The sequence below is a fragment of the Aeromonas sp. LsrichE-8G genome, from assembly GCF_022869435.1.
GTDB lineage: Bacteria > Pseudomonadota > Gammaproteobacteria > Enterobacterales > Aeromonadaceae > Aeromonas > Aeromonas caviae.
Window position 1 is genome coordinate 988 of record NZ_JALIHH010000246.1, and the last position, 13814, is coordinate 14801.

A 13814-nucleotide genomic window follows, 5' to 3' on the forward strand; every position below is an offset into this window, starting at 1 on the left:
TGATTCAGCACTCACTGGAGTGCAAGCGGGCACTATGGTGCTGTTTCCCGCCGTGTTTTCTGATACTCGCATTCATCATCCCAGCCAATATCGACGTGTTTGTGGCCCGTCTCTGTTCAATATCTATTCGAAAGCCTGCGTTCTGGATATAAAAAGCACAGAATGTGATGCTTCTACCTTTCTTGTCATGCCTGCTCTGGTTTAATTCCCGGGTCCACATCGATGGACCAAGGAATCACAATAATTTGAGGAATGGACACATGTTCAAAAGAACAGTAACGATGATGCTGGCGGCGGGAACCCTGGTATTAGGCGGTTGCGCATCCAATGGTGGTGCAGAGCAGGCGGCGGCGGACAACAGCGACTTCGGCGGCAAGTCCATCTACCTGCGTGGTGAGATGAACGACTGGATGGCCACCGACGAAAGCAAGGTCGTCAAGGTTGCCGACAAGCTTTACATGGCCAAAGGGACGCTCAAGAAAGAGTGGGCTCCTTACAAGTTCAAGTTTGCCGACTCCGGCTGGAGTTGTGGCACCAACTTCGGCTACAAGAGCCCGAGCGATGGCGTTGCCGTGCTCGGCGGGGAGCCTGTACCGGTCAATCCGTGCTCCAAGTATGAGGACATGAAGTTCTCGCCCGAGGCGGATGGCGTCTATGAGTTCTATCTGAATATGGCGGGTGAGACACCGAGCGTATACGTCAAGAAACCCTGAGATAGTCTCTCGCTTTAAATCTCTCGGAAATTGAACCGGTTAAATGCCCTGGCCCAGAAATCTGCTGGCCGGGGCATTTTTTTAGGATAGAATCGGCGCCCTTACGACAGATAAATCACAACATATTGTGTTTTAAGTTCTTAAACTTACTACTGGTAGTATTTTTGTCACGATATTGCCCCATTCACAGGAGGTTGATTGACCATGGCTAAATCCATTCCGGTACTGGAGGGCGTCACCGCCAGCCGCCAGATCCCTCTGCAGGAGACGTCTCTCGAGATCTGGGACAGCAAGTATCGTCTCAAGAGCAAGGATGGCGCCCCCATCGACGGTTCCATCGACGAGACCTACCAGCGTGTCGCTCGCGCGCTGGCTGCGCAGGAGCGCGAACCCGACACCTGGTATGAACCCTTCCTGTGGGCCCTGCGCAATGGTGCCATTCCAGCGGGCCGTATCACCTCCAACGCCGGGGCGTTTGAGCACAAGCCGGCGACCTCCACGATCAACTGCACCGTCTCCGGCACCATTGAGGATTCGATGGACGATATCCTCGGCAAGGTGCACGAGGCGGGGCTGACCCTGAAGGCGGGTTGTGGCATCGGCTATGATTTTTCAACCCTGCGACCGCGTGGAGCCTTCGTCTCGGGAGCGGGGGCCTATACCTCCGGGCCGCTCTCCTTCATGGATATCTACGACAAGATGTGCTTTACCGTCTCCTCTGCCGGTGGCCGTCGTGGCGCCCAGATGGGCACCATGGATATCCGTCACCCCGATGTCGTCGAGTTCATCCAGGCCAAGCGGGAGGATGGTCGCCTGCGTCAATTCAACCTCTCCCTGCTCATCACCGAAGAGTTCGTCAGTGCGGTGAAAGAGGATGCTCCCTGGCAACTGATCTTCCCCTACACCGCCAAGGAGGTGGAGCAGGATGGCATCGCGCTGGATGACCCAGCGAGGGTGGTCTGGGCGGACTGGCCCAACAAGGAGGGTGTGGTGATCAACGAGCTGGGCCAGGTGGCCTGCAAGGTCTACAAGACCCTGCCCGCGCGCAAGCTGTGGAACGTCATCATGACCTCTACCTACGACTATGCGGAGCCCGGTTTTATCCTGATCGACAAGGTGAACCAGATGAACAACAACTGGTTCTGCGAAGAGATCCGTGCCACCAACCCCTGCGGTGAACAGCCTCTGCCGCCCTATGGGGCCTGTCTGCTGGGCTCGGTCAACCTGACCACCTTCGTGCGCGATCCCTTCACCGAGCAGGCCGCCTTCGACTGGCCCGCGTTTCGCAAGGTGGTGGCCATCTTCACCCGCATGCTCGACAACGTGGTGGAGATAAACCAGCTGCCGCTGGCCAAGCAGCGCGAGGAGATCACCGCCAAGCGTCGCCACGGCATGGGCTTCCTGGGGCTGGGCTCGACCCTCACCATGCTGCGCATCAAGTACGGCTCTGCGGCCTCCGTCGCCTTCACCGAACTGGTCTCCCAGGAGCTGGCGATGACCGGCTGGCAGGAGTCTCTGCGTCTGGCGAAGGAGAAGGGGCCGGCCCCCATCATGGAGCAGGAGTTCGAAGTCACCGGCAAGATGCTGCGTCTGCGCCCCGAAATGGCGGCAGATGGCATCAAGCTCGGCGACAAGGTGAAGGGCAAGGTGTTGCATGCCCGCTACAGCCGCTACATGCAGCAGGTGGCCGAGGTGGATCCCGCTCTGGTAGCCGAGCTGGCTGAGGTGGGTGGACGCTTCACCCATCACAGCAGCATAGCGCCGACCGGTACCATCTCCCTGTCGCTCGCCAACAACGCCAGTAACGGCATCGAGCCGAGCTTTGCCCACCACTACAGCCGCAATGTCATCAAGCCGGGCAAGAAGAGCAAGGAGAGCGTGGATGTCTACTCCTTCGAGCTGCTGGCCTATCGCGAGCTGGTGAACCCGGCCGCCATGCCCTATGCCGAGGAGGAGGGTAGCCGCCTGCCGGATTACTTCATCACCGCGGACGACGTCACGCCGACCGGGCACGTGGATATCCAGGCGGCGGCCCAGCGCTGGATCGACTCCTCCATCTCCAAGACCGCCAACGTGCCGACCGATTTTCCGTTCGAGCAGTTCAAGGATATCTACCTCTATGCCTCGGACTCCGGCCTCAAGGGCTGTACCACCTTCCGCTTCAACCCGGCCGCCTTCCAGGGCGTGCTGGTGAAGGAGAAGGATCTGGAGAACACCAGTTACGAGTTCACCCTGGAAGATGGCACCGTCATCACGGCGAAGGGGAACGAGGAGATCGAATACGATGGCGAGCTGCACACCGCCGCCAACCTCTATGACGCCTTGAAAGAAGGCTATTACGGCAAGTTCTGAGGACGAGACATGGTCAAGAAAATCGACAGAAAAATCGTCGCCTACAAGGTAAAAACCCGGGATGAGCCGCAAGATGCGCCGACGCCCCAGGATGACGTGGTGCACATGCATGAAACCGTGTTGCGCCCGGAGCGGTTGATGGGCACCACCTACAAGCTGAAAACGCCGGAGCATGTCTCCGAGCACTCGCTGTTCATCACCATCAACGACATCATTCTCAACGAGGGCACGGTGCACGAGACCCGGCGCCCGTTCGAGATCTTCATCAACTCCAAGAGCCTGGAGCACTATCAGTGGATAGTGGCGCTGACCCGCATCATCTCGGCGGTGTTTCGCAAGGGAGGGGACGTCACCTTTCTGGTGGAGGAGTTGCGCTCCGTGTTCGATCCCAAGGGGGGGTACTGGAACAAGGGCAAGTACGTGCCCTCTCTCATCGCCGAAATTGGCAACGTGATCGAAACCCATCTCACCGAGATCGGCATGCTCAAGGTGCCCGGGCTGGACGAGCACCAGCAGGCGTTCCTGGCCGAGAAGCAGGCGCAATTGCAGGCACAGCAACAGGCAGAAGAGCAGCCGGCGGGCAGCGGTTTCCCACCCAGTGCCGCGCTCTGCTACAAGTGCCACACCAAGGCGCTGGTGCAAAAAGATGGCTGCATGACCTGTCTCAACTGCGGGGATTCCAAGTGCGGTTGAGGTGCTGATTGCCACCAAAGGCCGGCGACATGCTGGCCTTTTTGTTGCTGATTTTATGTTCGAACGACGCCCATGATGGCAGCGATTTGTTGCGCACCGGTAAATTCGGGCGTAGCGTTGGGGGTAATAAAACTGTCACGGCCGTGTGGTTTCAATGACATCTGAGATTCACACACGTGGCACCTTCAGTGCCAAGGAGGATGCTTATGGACAACACGGACCGAAAGCTGTTTATCCTGGATACCAACGTTCTGCTTCACGAACCCCTCGCCATCTACTCCTTCAAAGAGCACGACGTGCTCATCCCCATGACGGTGCTCGAAGAGCTCGACAACATCAAGGATCGCCAGAAGGACGTCAGCCGTGATGCCCGCATCGCCATCCGTGCCCTGGAAGATGTGTTCCGCGATGCGACTCCGGAGCAGATAGTGCAAGGAGTGGCGCTGGCCGGCGAGGCGAGCGGCCGTATCTCCATCTTCAGCGATCACCATCTGCCCCAGGATGCCGAGGTGTTCACCGACAAGGAGGCGGACAACCGCATCATCAACGCCGCCCTCTACCTGCAAAAGCACGAGATGAAGCGTCAGGTGGTGCTGGTCACCAAAGACATCAACATGCGCCTCAAGGCCAAGGGAGCAGGTCTTGCCCATGTGGAGGATTACCGCAGCGACCAGCTCATCGACGACATCCGCCTGCTCGCCAAGGGCTTCCAGGTGGTGCCCGGCAGCTTCTGGGAGCGGGTCGGCGAGTGCGACAGCGAAACCCATGGCCGCGATACGGTCCACGTTATCGATGCCAACCTGCTGGAGGGAGTCCACGTCAACCAGTACCTGCTGGACGAGGAGAACTTCTTTGCCGCGCGGGTGCTGAGCCACGATGGCAACAAGATCCGCCTGAAAGATCTCGGCCGCGAGCGGCTGATGTCCCGCAAGGCCTGGGGGGTGCATCCCAAGAACGTCTATCAAGGCATGGCGCTGGATGCCCTGCTGGATCCGCACATCGACCTGGTGATCCTGACCGGCCCGGCGGGCTGCGGCAAGACCCTGCTCGCCATGGCGGCGGCGCTGGAGCTGGTGATCGAGAAGGGGATCTACGAGAAGGTGATCGTCACCCGCAATACCCCGGAAATCGCCGAGAGCATCGGCTTCCTGCCCGGCACCGAAGAAGAGAAGATGATGCCCTGGCTGGCGGCGGTCACCGATACTCTGGAGGTGCTGCACAAGCAGGACGAGAACATGAGCGGGTCCCTCAGCTACATCATGGAGAAGGCCAACATCCAGTTCAAATCGGTCAACTTCATGCGCGGGCGCAGCATCCAGAACACCTTCGTGCTGCTGGATGAGTGCCAGAACCTGACCGCGTCCCAGATCAAGACCATCATCACCCGCTGCGGGGAGGGGACCAAGATCGTCTGCTCCGGCAACCTGGCTCAAATAGACTCCAACTACCTGAGCCCGGTGACCTCGGGTCTGACCTACATCGTCGAGCGGTTCAAGGACTTCGACGGCAGTGCCAACATCTTCCTGAACGGGGTGGTGCGCAGCCGGCTGGCTTCGTTCGCCGAGGAAAATCTCTGATTTGACGGGATCTCTGCATGAGAAAGGGGAAGCCGGACGGCTTCCCCTTTTTTGATCCCGCCTATCTCATGCCTCTCTCGGTCGGCCCAGGTAGCGCAGCAGCCCCGGGTGATCGCTGCTGTGCAGGATATCCGGCTTGCCCTGCAAGGCGATGCGTCCCGCGTCGATGAAGAGCACCTGATCGGCGATGAGCTGGGCATCGTCCTGGGAACGACAGGGAGAGACCATCTGCTTGTCAGCCCTTCACTGTGGCGCCAGAGCGCGGCCCAGGTAGCGCAGCAGCCCGGGGTGATCGCTGCTGTGCAGGATATCCGGCTTGCCCTGCAAGGCGATGCGTCCCGCGTCGATGAAGAGCACCTGATCGGCGATGAGCTGGGCATCCTCGGGGTTGTGAGAGACCATCAGCACGGTGATGCCCTGCTCGCAGGCGAGGCGGGCGACCTCCGCCAGCATCTCCCGGCGCAGGGCCGGATCGAGGGCCGAGAAGGGCTCGTCCAGCAGCAGCAGCGGCCTGCCCCGCACCAGGGCGCGGGCCAGCCCCACCCGCTGCTGCTGGCCGCCGGAGAGCTGCTCCGGCAGGCGCGTCAGCATCTCCCCCAGGCCCACCTTGTCAGCGGCCTCCTGCACCTGCCTTTTCTGGGCCGGATTCAAGCGCAGGCCGGGATGCAGGCCGATGGCGATGTTGTCGAACACCGACAGGTGCAGGAAGAGGTTGTGATCCTGGAACAGGGTGGTGACCGGGCGCTCGGCGGGGCCCAGTGACAGCAGATCCTGGCCGTCGAAGGTGAGGGTGCCCGACTCCACCGGCACGAAGCCCGCGATCATGCCGAGCAGGGTGGACTTGCCGGCGCCGCTCGGACCGATGAGGGCGGTGATCTCCCCCTTGGGCAAGGTCGCACTGAAGGTCACCTGCCAGTCGGGATAACTGGTGACCAGTTCCTCAATTACCAGCATGTTTGGCTCCTGAATGTCGTTTTATAGAACAACAAGTAAGAAAAATTGATGAAAAGCAGCGTGAGTGACTGCTCCAAGTGGCGCCCAAGGGGCGTGCCCGGGCGGATCCTGGGGGCAGGGAGGCGGCAATGCCGCCGGGGATCAGTGATCCACATGTCTGCCTCCCAGTCCCCGCTCCACCAGCCAGAACAGGGAGAAGCAGAGGGTGAGCAGCAGCAGGGCGGTGGCGGCCGCCTCGGTCAGCCGGTAGCTGCCGAGCTGTTGATAGAGCAGCCAGGGCAGGGTAGTGAGGGTCTGGCTGCCGAACATGGCGATGGCCCCGAGATCCCCGAGGGACAATATCATCGAGAGCGCCATGGCCAGGGCCAGCGGACGGCGCAGCAGGGGCCACTCCACCAGGCGCAGGCGATGCAGGCCGCGCACCCCCAGGCTGTCCGCCAGCCGATCGTACTGGCGCACCACCAGTTGCATGGGGGCCGAGAGGGTGCGCAGCACATAGGGCAGCGCCATCAGGGCGTTGACCAGCACCACCAGCCAGGGGCCCAGGGCAAAGACGTCGGTGAAAGGCATGAACAGGATGAAGAGGCCGGTGGAGAGCACCACCGCCGGGATCATCAGGATCATGGAGCCGCTGGCCTCCCACAGGGCGGCGGCCCGCCGTTTGCGATCCCGCACCCTCAGATGCCGGCTGGTGAGCAGCAGCCCGGCGCCGAGCAAAGTGGCCAGAGAGCCCGCCGCCAGGGCTATGCCCAGAGACTGCCCCCCTGCCTGCCACAGCCGGGGTGAGCCGAGCGCCGCCAGCAGACCGGGGTTGAACCCGGCGACCACGATGGCCAGCAGGGGCGGCAGGAAGATGGCGAGCCCCATGGTCAGGGCCAGCCCATCCACCAGAGCGCTGCCCTTCTGGTGTCTGTCGGGACGCAGGCAGGGGCGACGGCTGGTGAGGCGACTGGCCGGGGTGGTCTGCAGCTTGTGTTGCAGCAGGAGCAGGGCCAGGGTCAGCAGCAGTTGCACCAGGGCGAGCCCGCCAGCGGTGGCGAGATCGAAGTCAAAGCGCAGCGCCTGGTAGACGGCCACCTCCAGTGTGGTGGACTTGGGGCCGCCCCCGAGCGCCAGCACTGTGGTGAAGCTGGTGAAGCAGAGCATGAAAATGAGGCTGGCGAGCCCCGGCAAGATGCCGCGGATGAGCGGCCACTCCAGCAGCCGGAAGATGTGGGAGGAGCGCATGCCGAGCTGGCTGGCGAGGCGCCAGGAGGACTCGGGGATGCTCTCTATGCTCTGCAGAATGAGGCGGGCGGCCAGCGGCATGTTGAAGAAGACATGGGCCAGCAGGATGCCGAACAGGCCATAGAGGTAGTTGCCGGGATCCAGGCCCAGGCCGTGCAGCAGTTGCGGCAGCCAGCCCTGGCGACCGTGCACCGCCACCATGCCGAAGATGGCGATGATGACTGGCAGCACCAGGGAGAGGCCGAACAGCTTGAGCAGCAGGCGGCGTCCGGTGAAACGGCGTCGCGCCAGGGCTCTGGCCACCGGGATGGCAAGCCCCAGGCTCAGCAGGGTGGAGAGCAGTGCCTGCCAGAGGCTGAAACCCAGCACGTGGCGCAGGTAGGGATCGCCTAGCAGGGCGCGGGGGGAGAGGGCCCCCGCCTGCCACAACAGGGCGACCAGCGGCCCAATGGAGAGCAGCAGGATGACCAGGGTGGCTGCACTGCCGGGCAGCCACCAGAGGGAACGACGACCTGAACTCACTGGGTGACGGCTTGCAGCCATTCGCGGATCCACCCCTTGCGGTTGGCGGCCACCTCGTCAGAGCTGAAGGTGAGTGGCTTCGCTACGGTGATCATTTGTTCGAACCCCTTGGGCAGCGCCACGTCTGTCACCGGATACATCCAGTTGCCGCCGGGGATCTCGTTCTGGAAGGCGGGGCTCACCATGAATTGCAGGAACTGGTCAGCCAGTTTGCCCTGTGTGGCGCCCTTGAGCTTGGCCGCTACTTCCACCTGGCGGTAGTGACCCTCCTCGAACGCGGCCGCCCGGTACTGGGGTTTGCTCTCGGTGATCAGGTGATAGGCGGGGGAGGTGGTGTAGGAGAGCACCATGTCCGCCTCGCCGTCGAGGAACATGCCGTAGGCCTCTGACCACCCCTTGGTGACGGTGACCGTCTTTTTGGCCAGTTGCGCCCAGGCGGTCGGTGCCTCATCCCCGTAGACCGACTTCATCCAGAGCATCAGCCCCTGACCAGGGGTGGAGGTGCGGGGATCCTGATAGATCACCTTGATATCGGGACGTGCCACCAGCTCCTTCAGGCTCTTGGGGGGCTGCTTGAGCTTGTTGCTGTCATAGACGAAGGCGAAGTAGCCGTAGTCATAGGGGACAAAGGTGTCGTCTTGCCAGCCACCCGGTACCTTGAGACCATCGAGCCTGGTGGAATGGGGGGCGAACAGGCCGCTCTGCTTGGCCTCGCTGATGAGGGCATCGTCCAGCCCCAGCACCATGTCGGCCTTGCTGTGCTGGCCTTCCAGCCGCAGCCGGTTGAGGATGGCGACGCCATCCTCGAGGGGCACCAGATTGAGGGTGCAGCCGCACTCCTTCTCGAAGGCCTGCTTGATTTTGGGGCCCGGCCCCCATTCGGCGGCGAAGGAGCCGTAGGTGTAGACGGTGAGGGTGTCGGCGGCAAACGCCTGGGCAGAGAGCAGGCTGGTGGCGATCAGCAGCAGGGTCTTCATCAATGGCACTCCTGTGGATGTCGGGGTGCTCATCAATGGCACCTCGCGTGTGGTGAGCGCCGGCGGATGAGGGCACAAAAAACGCGCGCCATGCCTCAAATTCCTCCGCCAGCATTATCTGGATCAGGTTCACGGGTATAATCTCAGCGGTAAACCGCACCCCGTTTGAGCAACGCATCGCATTGTATTGGCGTTCCTGGGGGGAGGCCAGCACTATGTTTCACGGGCCGCATCGTGCGAGCCACCACCAAGGAGGAAGTCCCCAGTGATCACCAGCACCAAGGAAAGACGTGCCTTCCAGCGCATGGTCATCAATGCCCCCGTCACCCTGTTCCAGCATCAGCAGGTGCTGGAGGGGGTCTGCCGGGATCTCAGCGCCAACGGCATGGGCGTCGAGGTGAACAAGCACGCGTTCGATCTGGCCCAGCCCATCCGGGTGAGCCTGGCGACCAGCAGCAATCTTCTGCCTCCCTTCGAGGCCCAGGCTCGCATCGTGCGGGTGCTGGAGGAAGAAGACGGTCTCCTGCTGGCGCTGGAGTTTCTCTCCCTCACCTGAGACCCGGGCGCCCGTCCTCCTCGAGACAGGCCAGCCATGGGCTGGCCTGTCTCATTTCCCCTCATCCTGCACCGGCTGCACGCTCAACTGGCCGCTGTCGACCAGCGTCTTGCTGGTGGGCGCGAGCTGGCCCATGGGCAGCTGGGCCGGGCCGGTCGGCTCCATCAGGAGGTAGGTCTCCCCCGCCCGGCTCAAGGTGGCGTCCCCCGGTTTGGCTGGCAGGGCCACCCCCAGCAGGGCGTGTCCCGGCACGAACACCATGGCCTGCTTGAGATCGGGATACCCCTGGGCCAGCAGGGCGGCCATCAGGGTCACCTTGCTGTCGCAATCCCCCCGGTTCTGCTCCAGCACCTGGCGCGGGCTCAGAAATCCCTTGCCAGAGCGGCCCGACTGGCTGTCGAGCAGTTGATAAGGGATGGCCTGGATGAAGTCGAGCATGTGGGCCACCGTCTTTTGGCGCGCCTCGGTCTCGGTGGCCCCTTCCTGCTTGAGCTGCTCCATCAACGGGGCCAGTTCGTCCCGGCTCTCCAGGGCGATGCGCACATGATCCTGCTTGATGGCGGGAGCGCCGTCGGGGGCAGTGAAGGGCTGGAAGTAGTGCTGCGTGAGCCAGGCGGCCTCCAGTTTGGCCTGCTCGGGCTTGACCCATTGGGAGGCTTCCCGCGCCTTGTCGGCGTTGCGGCTCTTGATGCTGAGGCTCATGGCGGGGCGAACGAGGGAGAACTGCACCTCGGGGAACGCCAGGGGGGCCTGTTGCAGCAGGCTTTGCAGTACGTCTTCCTGCATCCTGGCCGGACGGTAAGCGATGAGAGGGGGCAGCTTGCCCGCCTCCAGCCGGTAGCTGAGCTGCTGCGCCTTGCCCTCCTTGTCCTGCCAGCCAACGTTGAGCTGGCCGCCACTGTTGGTGAAAGAGGTCTGCCCGCCCAGGGCCGGGAGGCTGAGCAGCAGGCAGAGCAATGAAAGGGCGCCCCTTGCGGACATAGGTGTCTCCTGTCGGACATGCAGAGGTGGCGGGTTTTGTACCGCGACCCGACAATAAAACAGGGAGCCTCGGCTCCCTGTTGATTCTACTCGTTTTCTTGTCGCAGGCTCGTCAAATCCAGCTTGGCTGCTTCGCCTCGAAGGCGCTGATGGCGGCCTCGTGCTGCAGGGTCAGACCGATGGCATCCAGCCCGTTGAGCAGACAGTAGCGACGGAACTCGTCGATTTCGAAGCTGAACGTGAGGCTGCCTGCACGCACCTGGTTGGCCTCCAGATCCACTTCGATCTCGATACCCGGCTGGGCGGCGACCAGCTGGAACAGGGCGTCGACCTCCTCCTCTTTCAGACGAACCGGCACCATGCCGTTGTTGATGGCGTTGCCGTAGAAGATGTCGGCAAAGCTCGGGGCGATCATGGTCTTGAAGCCGTAGTCCGCCAGCGCCCAGGGGGCGTGCTCACGACTCGAGCCGCAGCCGAAGTTCTCGCGGGCCAGCAGGATGCTGGCACCAGCGAATTGCGGTTTGTTCAGTACGAACTCCGGGTTGGGCTGTTCCCCTGCATCGTCCAGGAAGCGCCAGTCGTGGAACAGGTGCTTGCCAAAGCCGATGCGGTTCACCTTCTGCAGGAACTGCTTGGGAATGATGGCGTCGGTGTCGACGTTGGCGCTGTCGAGGGGAACGACGATCCCTTTATGCTGTTTGAAACCTGTCATCATGTTCTCCTTGTCGTTACAGCGCGCGAATGTCGGCGAAGTGGCCGGTGACGGCGGCGGCGGCGGCCATGGCCGGGCTCACCAGGTGGGTGCGACCGGCACGACCCTGACGCCCCTCGAAGTTGCGGTTGCTGGTGGAGGCGCAGCGCTCCCCCGGTTGCAGCCGGTCGTTGTTCATGGCCAGACACATGGAGCAGCCGGGCAAACGCCACTCAAAGCCTGCCTCGATGAAGATCTTGTCCAGCCCCTCGGCCTCGGCCTGGGCCTTCACCTGCTCGGAGCCCGGCACCACCAGGGCCTGTACCCCGGCGGCGACCTTGCGACCGCGGGCGATGGCGGCAGCAGCGCGCAGATCCTCGATGCGGCTGTTGGTGCACGAACCGATGAACACCTTGTCGATGGCCACGTCGGAGAGCTTCTGGCCCGGTTGCAGGTCCATGTAGGCGAGGGCCTTGCGGGCGGACTGCTGCTCCACCGGATCGGCGAAGGATTCCGGTGCAGGGATGGGCTCATTGACGGCAATCACCTGGCCCGGGTTGGTGCCCCAGGTCACTTGCGGGGCGATGTCGGCGGCGTCGAGCACCACTTCGGCGTCGAAGTGGGCACCTTCGTCGCTCTTGAGGGTCAGCCAGTAGGCGATGGCCTGTTCCAGCGCCTCCCCCTTGGGAGCGAACTCCTTGCCACGGATGTAGTCGATGGTGGTCTGGTCGGGGGCAATCATGCCCGCTTTGGCGCCGAGCTCGATGGCCATGTTGCACACCGTCATGCGCCCTTCCATGGTGAGCCCCTCGATGGCTTCACCGGCGAACTCCACCACGTAGCCGGTCCCGCCTGCGTGACCCACCTTGCCGATGATGGCGAGCACCACGTCTTTGGCGCTGATGCCTGCGGCCAGCTTGCCGTTGACAGAGATACGCATGGTCCTGGCGCGGCCCTGTTTCAGGGTCTGGGTGGCCATCACGTGTTCCACCTCGGAGGTGCCGATACCGAATGCGAGCGAGCCGAAGGCGCCGTGGGTGGCGGTGTGTGAGTCACCGCAGACGATGGTGGTGCCGGGCAATGTGATGCCGAGCTCGGGGCCCATCACGTGGACGATGCCCTGATATTTGTGGTTCAAGTCATAGAGACGAACCCCGAACGCCTTGCAGTTGGCGGCGAGTGTCTCCATCTGGATGCGGGCCATCTCACCGGAGGCGGCGATGTCCTTGGTGGTGGTGGAGACGTTGTGATCCATGGTGGCCCAGGTCAGATCCGGGCGACGCAGCTGGCGGTTCATGGCGCGCAGGCCGTCGAATGCCTGGGGGCTGGTCACTTCATGCACCAGGTGACGGTCGATGTAGATGAGAGGGGTTTCCCCTTCCACTTCCCGCACCACGTGGGCGTCGAACACTTTCTGATAGAGGGTCTTGGACATTGCTCTCTTCCTTGTTATCTGGTGGCGTCAGATGCGTGCGGCGATCTGGCTGCCCATGTCGGCGGTGCTCTGTACCGGGTGCTTGGCGCTTGCCTGGTGCAGGTCGGCGGTGAAATAGCCTTCTGCCAGCGTCTGGGCCACGGCCTGCTCGATGGCCTGGGCGGCGGCTTCCTGGCCGAGGCTGTAGCGCAGCATCAGGGCGGCGGAGAGGATCTGGGCGATGGGGTTTGCGATCCCCTTGCCGGCGATGTCCGGGGCGGAGCCGCCGGCCGGCTCGAACAGGCCGAAGCCGGATTCGTTGAGGCTGGCGGAGGGGAGCAGGCCCATGGAGCCGGTGATCATGGCGCACTCGTCGGAGAGGATGTCACCGAACAGGTTGGAGCAGAGCAGCACGTCGAACTGGGACGGATCCTTGATGAGCTGCATGGTGGCGTTGTCGATATACATATGGTTCAGTTCGACGTCGGGATAACCCTTGGCGACCTCGTTTACCACCTCGCGCCACAGGATGGAGGAGGCGAGCACGTTGGCCTTGTCGATGGAGGTGACCCTGGCCTTGCGCACCCGGGCCGACTCGAACGCTATCTTGGCGATGCGCTCGATCTCGAAGCGGTGGTACACCTCGGTGTCGAAGGCTTTCTCGGTGGCGCCTTCACCCTCGCGCCCCTTGGGCTGGCCGAAGTAGATGCCGCCGGTCAGCTCGCGCACGCAGGCGATGTCGAAGCCGCGATCCGAGATGTCGGCACGCAGGGGGGAGAACTGCTCCAGACCGGTGTAGATGCGGGCCGGGCGCAGGTTGCAGAACAGTTTGAAGTGGGCGCGCAGGGGCAGCAGGGCGCCGCGCTCCGGCTGATCGTTGGGCGGCAGGTGTTCCCACTTGGGGCCGCCCACCGATCCGAACAGCACCGCATCGGCCGCTTCGCAGCCTTTGATCGTGCTCTGGGGCAGCGGTGTGCCGTGATTGTCGATGGCGATGCCACCCACGTCGTGACGGTCATAGTCGAGATTGAAGCCGAACTTGGCCTGCACCTTCTCCAGCACCTTGATGGCCTCTGCCATCACTTCCGGGCCAATGCCGTCACCCGGCAATACCGCGATCCGATAACTGCTCATACTCTCTCCGTCTTGATAGTGTT

Annotated in this window: 14 protein-coding genes and 1 riboswitch; of the genes, 6 read left to right on the forward strand and 8 right to left on the reverse strand. The window is 62.6% G+C overall.

What is annotated here, in order from left to right:
- The 5 genes from MUW49_RS20230 to MUW49_RS20250 all read left to right on the forward strand — a co-directional run.
- Positions 1-205: hypothetical protein (locus tag MUW49_RS20230; protein ID WP_244813130.1), on the forward strand; the 205-nt coding region annotated here is incomplete at its 5' end.
- Positions 206-260: 55 nt separating this feature from the next.
- Positions 261-713: a pullulanase gene (locus MUW49_RS20235; RefSeq protein ID WP_029313820.1), complete on the forward strand. Its 453-nt coding sequence runs from the start codon at positions 261-263 to the stop codon at positions 711-713.
- A 204-nt stretch (positions 714-917) separates the two neighbouring features.
- A complete protein-coding gene (locus tag MUW49_RS20240) occupies positions 918-3065 on the forward strand; it encodes an adenosylcobalamin-dependent ribonucleoside-diphosphate reductase (protein ID WP_103244729.1) in 2148 nt (715 codons plus the stop codon).
- A gap of 9 nt (positions 3066-3074) precedes the next feature.
- Entirely contained in the window at positions 3075-3758 is a 684-nt protein-coding gene (locus MUW49_RS20245; RefSeq protein ID WP_010673144.1) for a hypothetical protein, read from the forward strand.
- 206 nt (positions 3759-3964) lie between these two features.
- Positions 3965-5335 carry a PhoH family protein gene (locus MUW49_RS20250; RefSeq protein ID WP_010673145.1) on the forward strand — a complete coding sequence of 457 codons (1371 nt, stop codon included), beginning with the start codon at positions 3965-3967 and terminating at the stop codon, positions 5333-5335.
- Positions 5336-5401: 66 nt separating this feature from the next.
- On the opposite strand, the gene MUW49_RS20255 is transcribed toward MUW49_RS20250, so the two are convergent.
- The 4 genes from MUW49_RS20255 to thiB form a co-directional block, all read right to left on the reverse strand.
- Positions 5402-5563, reverse strand: a complete 162-nt coding sequence (locus MUW49_RS20255) for a hypothetical protein (protein ID WP_164882965.1) — start codon at positions 5561-5563, stop codon at positions 5402-5404.
- Positions 5564-5578: 15 nt separating this feature from the next.
- The gene (thiQ, locus tag MUW49_RS20260; protein WP_049637131.1) at positions 5579-6289 is read right to left on the reverse strand and encodes a thiamine ABC transporter ATP-binding protein; all 711 of its coding nucleotides are present in this window, start codon (positions 6287-6289) and stop codon (positions 5579-5581) included.
- Positions 6290-6430: 141 nt separating this feature from the next.
- Entirely contained in the window at positions 6431-8059 is a 1629-nt protein-coding gene (gene thiP / locus MUW49_RS20265) for a thiamine/thiamine pyrophosphate ABC transporter permease (RefSeq protein WP_050485252.1), read from the reverse strand.
- Entirely contained in the window at positions 8035-9015 is a 981-nt protein-coding gene (gene thiB, locus MUW49_RS20270; protein WP_043156160.1) for a thiamine ABC transporter substrate binding subunit, read from the reverse strand. The genes thiP and thiB overlap by 25 nt, the downstream gene beginning before the upstream one ends.
- A gap of 83 nt (positions 9016-9098) precedes the next feature.
- Positions 9099-9189, reverse strand: a riboswitch (TPP riboswitch).
- Positions 9190-9280: 91 nt separating this feature from the next.
- Between thiB and MUW49_RS20275 the strand changes: the two genes are divergently transcribed.
- Complete coding sequence (locus tag MUW49_RS20275; protein ID WP_039041182.1) at positions 9281-9571, forward strand: PilZ domain-containing protein; 291 nt, start codon at positions 9281-9283, stop codon at positions 9569-9571.
- 51 nt (positions 9572-9622) lie between these two features.
- On the opposite strand, the gene MUW49_RS20280 is transcribed toward MUW49_RS20275, so the two are convergent.
- The 4 genes from MUW49_RS20280 to leuB form a co-directional block, all read right to left on the reverse strand.
- Positions 9623-10552, reverse strand: coding sequence for a hypothetical protein (locus MUW49_RS20280; protein WP_043156162.1), 930 nt, complete (start codon positions 10550-10552; stop codon positions 9623-9625).
- Positions 10553-10664: 112 nt separating this feature from the next.
- Positions 10665-11264: a 3-isopropylmalate dehydratase small subunit gene (gene leuD, locus MUW49_RS20285; RefSeq protein ID WP_010673151.1), complete on the reverse strand. Its 600-nt coding sequence runs from the start codon at positions 11262-11264 to the stop codon at positions 10665-10667.
- 16 nt (positions 11265-11280) lie between these two features.
- Positions 11281-12678 (reverse strand): 3-isopropylmalate dehydratase large subunit, encoded by a 1398-nt coding sequence (leuC, locus tag MUW49_RS20290; RefSeq protein WP_043156165.1) that lies wholly within the window; start codon positions 12676-12678, stop codon positions 11281-11283.
- A gap of 27 nt (positions 12679-12705) precedes the next feature.
- Positions 12706-13791: a 3-isopropylmalate dehydrogenase gene (gene leuB / locus MUW49_RS20295; protein ID WP_042078277.1), complete on the reverse strand. Its 1086-nt coding sequence runs from the start codon at positions 13789-13791 to the stop codon at positions 12706-12708.
- Positions 13792-13814 lie beyond the last annotated feature (23 nt).

What these genes read in the sequence shown, in the direction of transcription:
- MUW49_RS20235 (WP_029313820.1), top strand. Translation starts at nt 261, where the DNA reads ATGTTCAAAAGAACAGTAACGATGATGCTGGCGGCGGGAACCCTGGTA.
- MUW49_RS20240 (WP_103244729.1), top strand. Translation starts at nt 918, where the DNA reads ATGGCTAAATCCATTCCGGTACTGGAGGGCGTCACCGCCAGCCGCCAG.
- MUW49_RS20245 (WP_010673144.1), top strand. Translation starts at nt 3,075, where the DNA reads ATGGTCAAGAAAATCGACAGAAAAATCGTCGCCTACAAGGTAAAAACC.
- MUW49_RS20250 (WP_010673145.1), top strand. Translation starts at nt 3,965, where the DNA reads ATGGACAACACGGACCGAAAGCTGTTTATCCTGGATACCAACGTTCTG.
- MUW49_RS20255 (WP_164882965.1), bottom strand. Translation starts at nt 5,563, where the DNA reads ATGGTCTCTCCCTGTCGTTCCCAGGACGATGCCCAGCTCATCGCCGAT.
- thiQ (WP_049637131.1), bottom strand. Translation starts at nt 6,289, where the DNA reads ATGCTGGTAATTGAGGAACTGGTCACCAGTTATCCCGACTGGCAGGTG.
- thiP (WP_050485252.1), bottom strand. Translation starts at nt 8,059, where the DNA reads ATGGCTGCAAGCCGTCACCCAGTGAGTTCAGGTCGTCGTTCCCTCTGG.
- thiB (WP_043156160.1), bottom strand. Translation starts at nt 9,015, where the DNA reads ATGAAGACCCTGCTGCTGATCGCCACCAGCCTGCTCTCTGCCCAGGCG.
- MUW49_RS20280 (WP_043156162.1), bottom strand. Translation starts at nt 10,552, where the DNA reads ATGTCCGCAAGGGGCGCCCTTTCATTGCTCTGCCTGCTGCTCAGCCTC.
- leuD (WP_010673151.1), bottom strand. Translation starts at nt 11,264, where the DNA reads ATGACAGGTTTCAAACAGCATAAAGGGATCGTCGTTCCCCTCGACAGC.
- leuC (WP_043156165.1), bottom strand. Translation starts at nt 12,678, where the DNA reads ATGTCCAAGACCCTCTATCAGAAAGTGTTCGACGCCCACGTGGTGCGG.
- leuB (WP_042078277.1), bottom strand. Translation starts at nt 13,791, where the DNA reads ATGAGCAGTTATCGGATCGCGGTATTGCCGGGTGACGGCATTGGCCCG.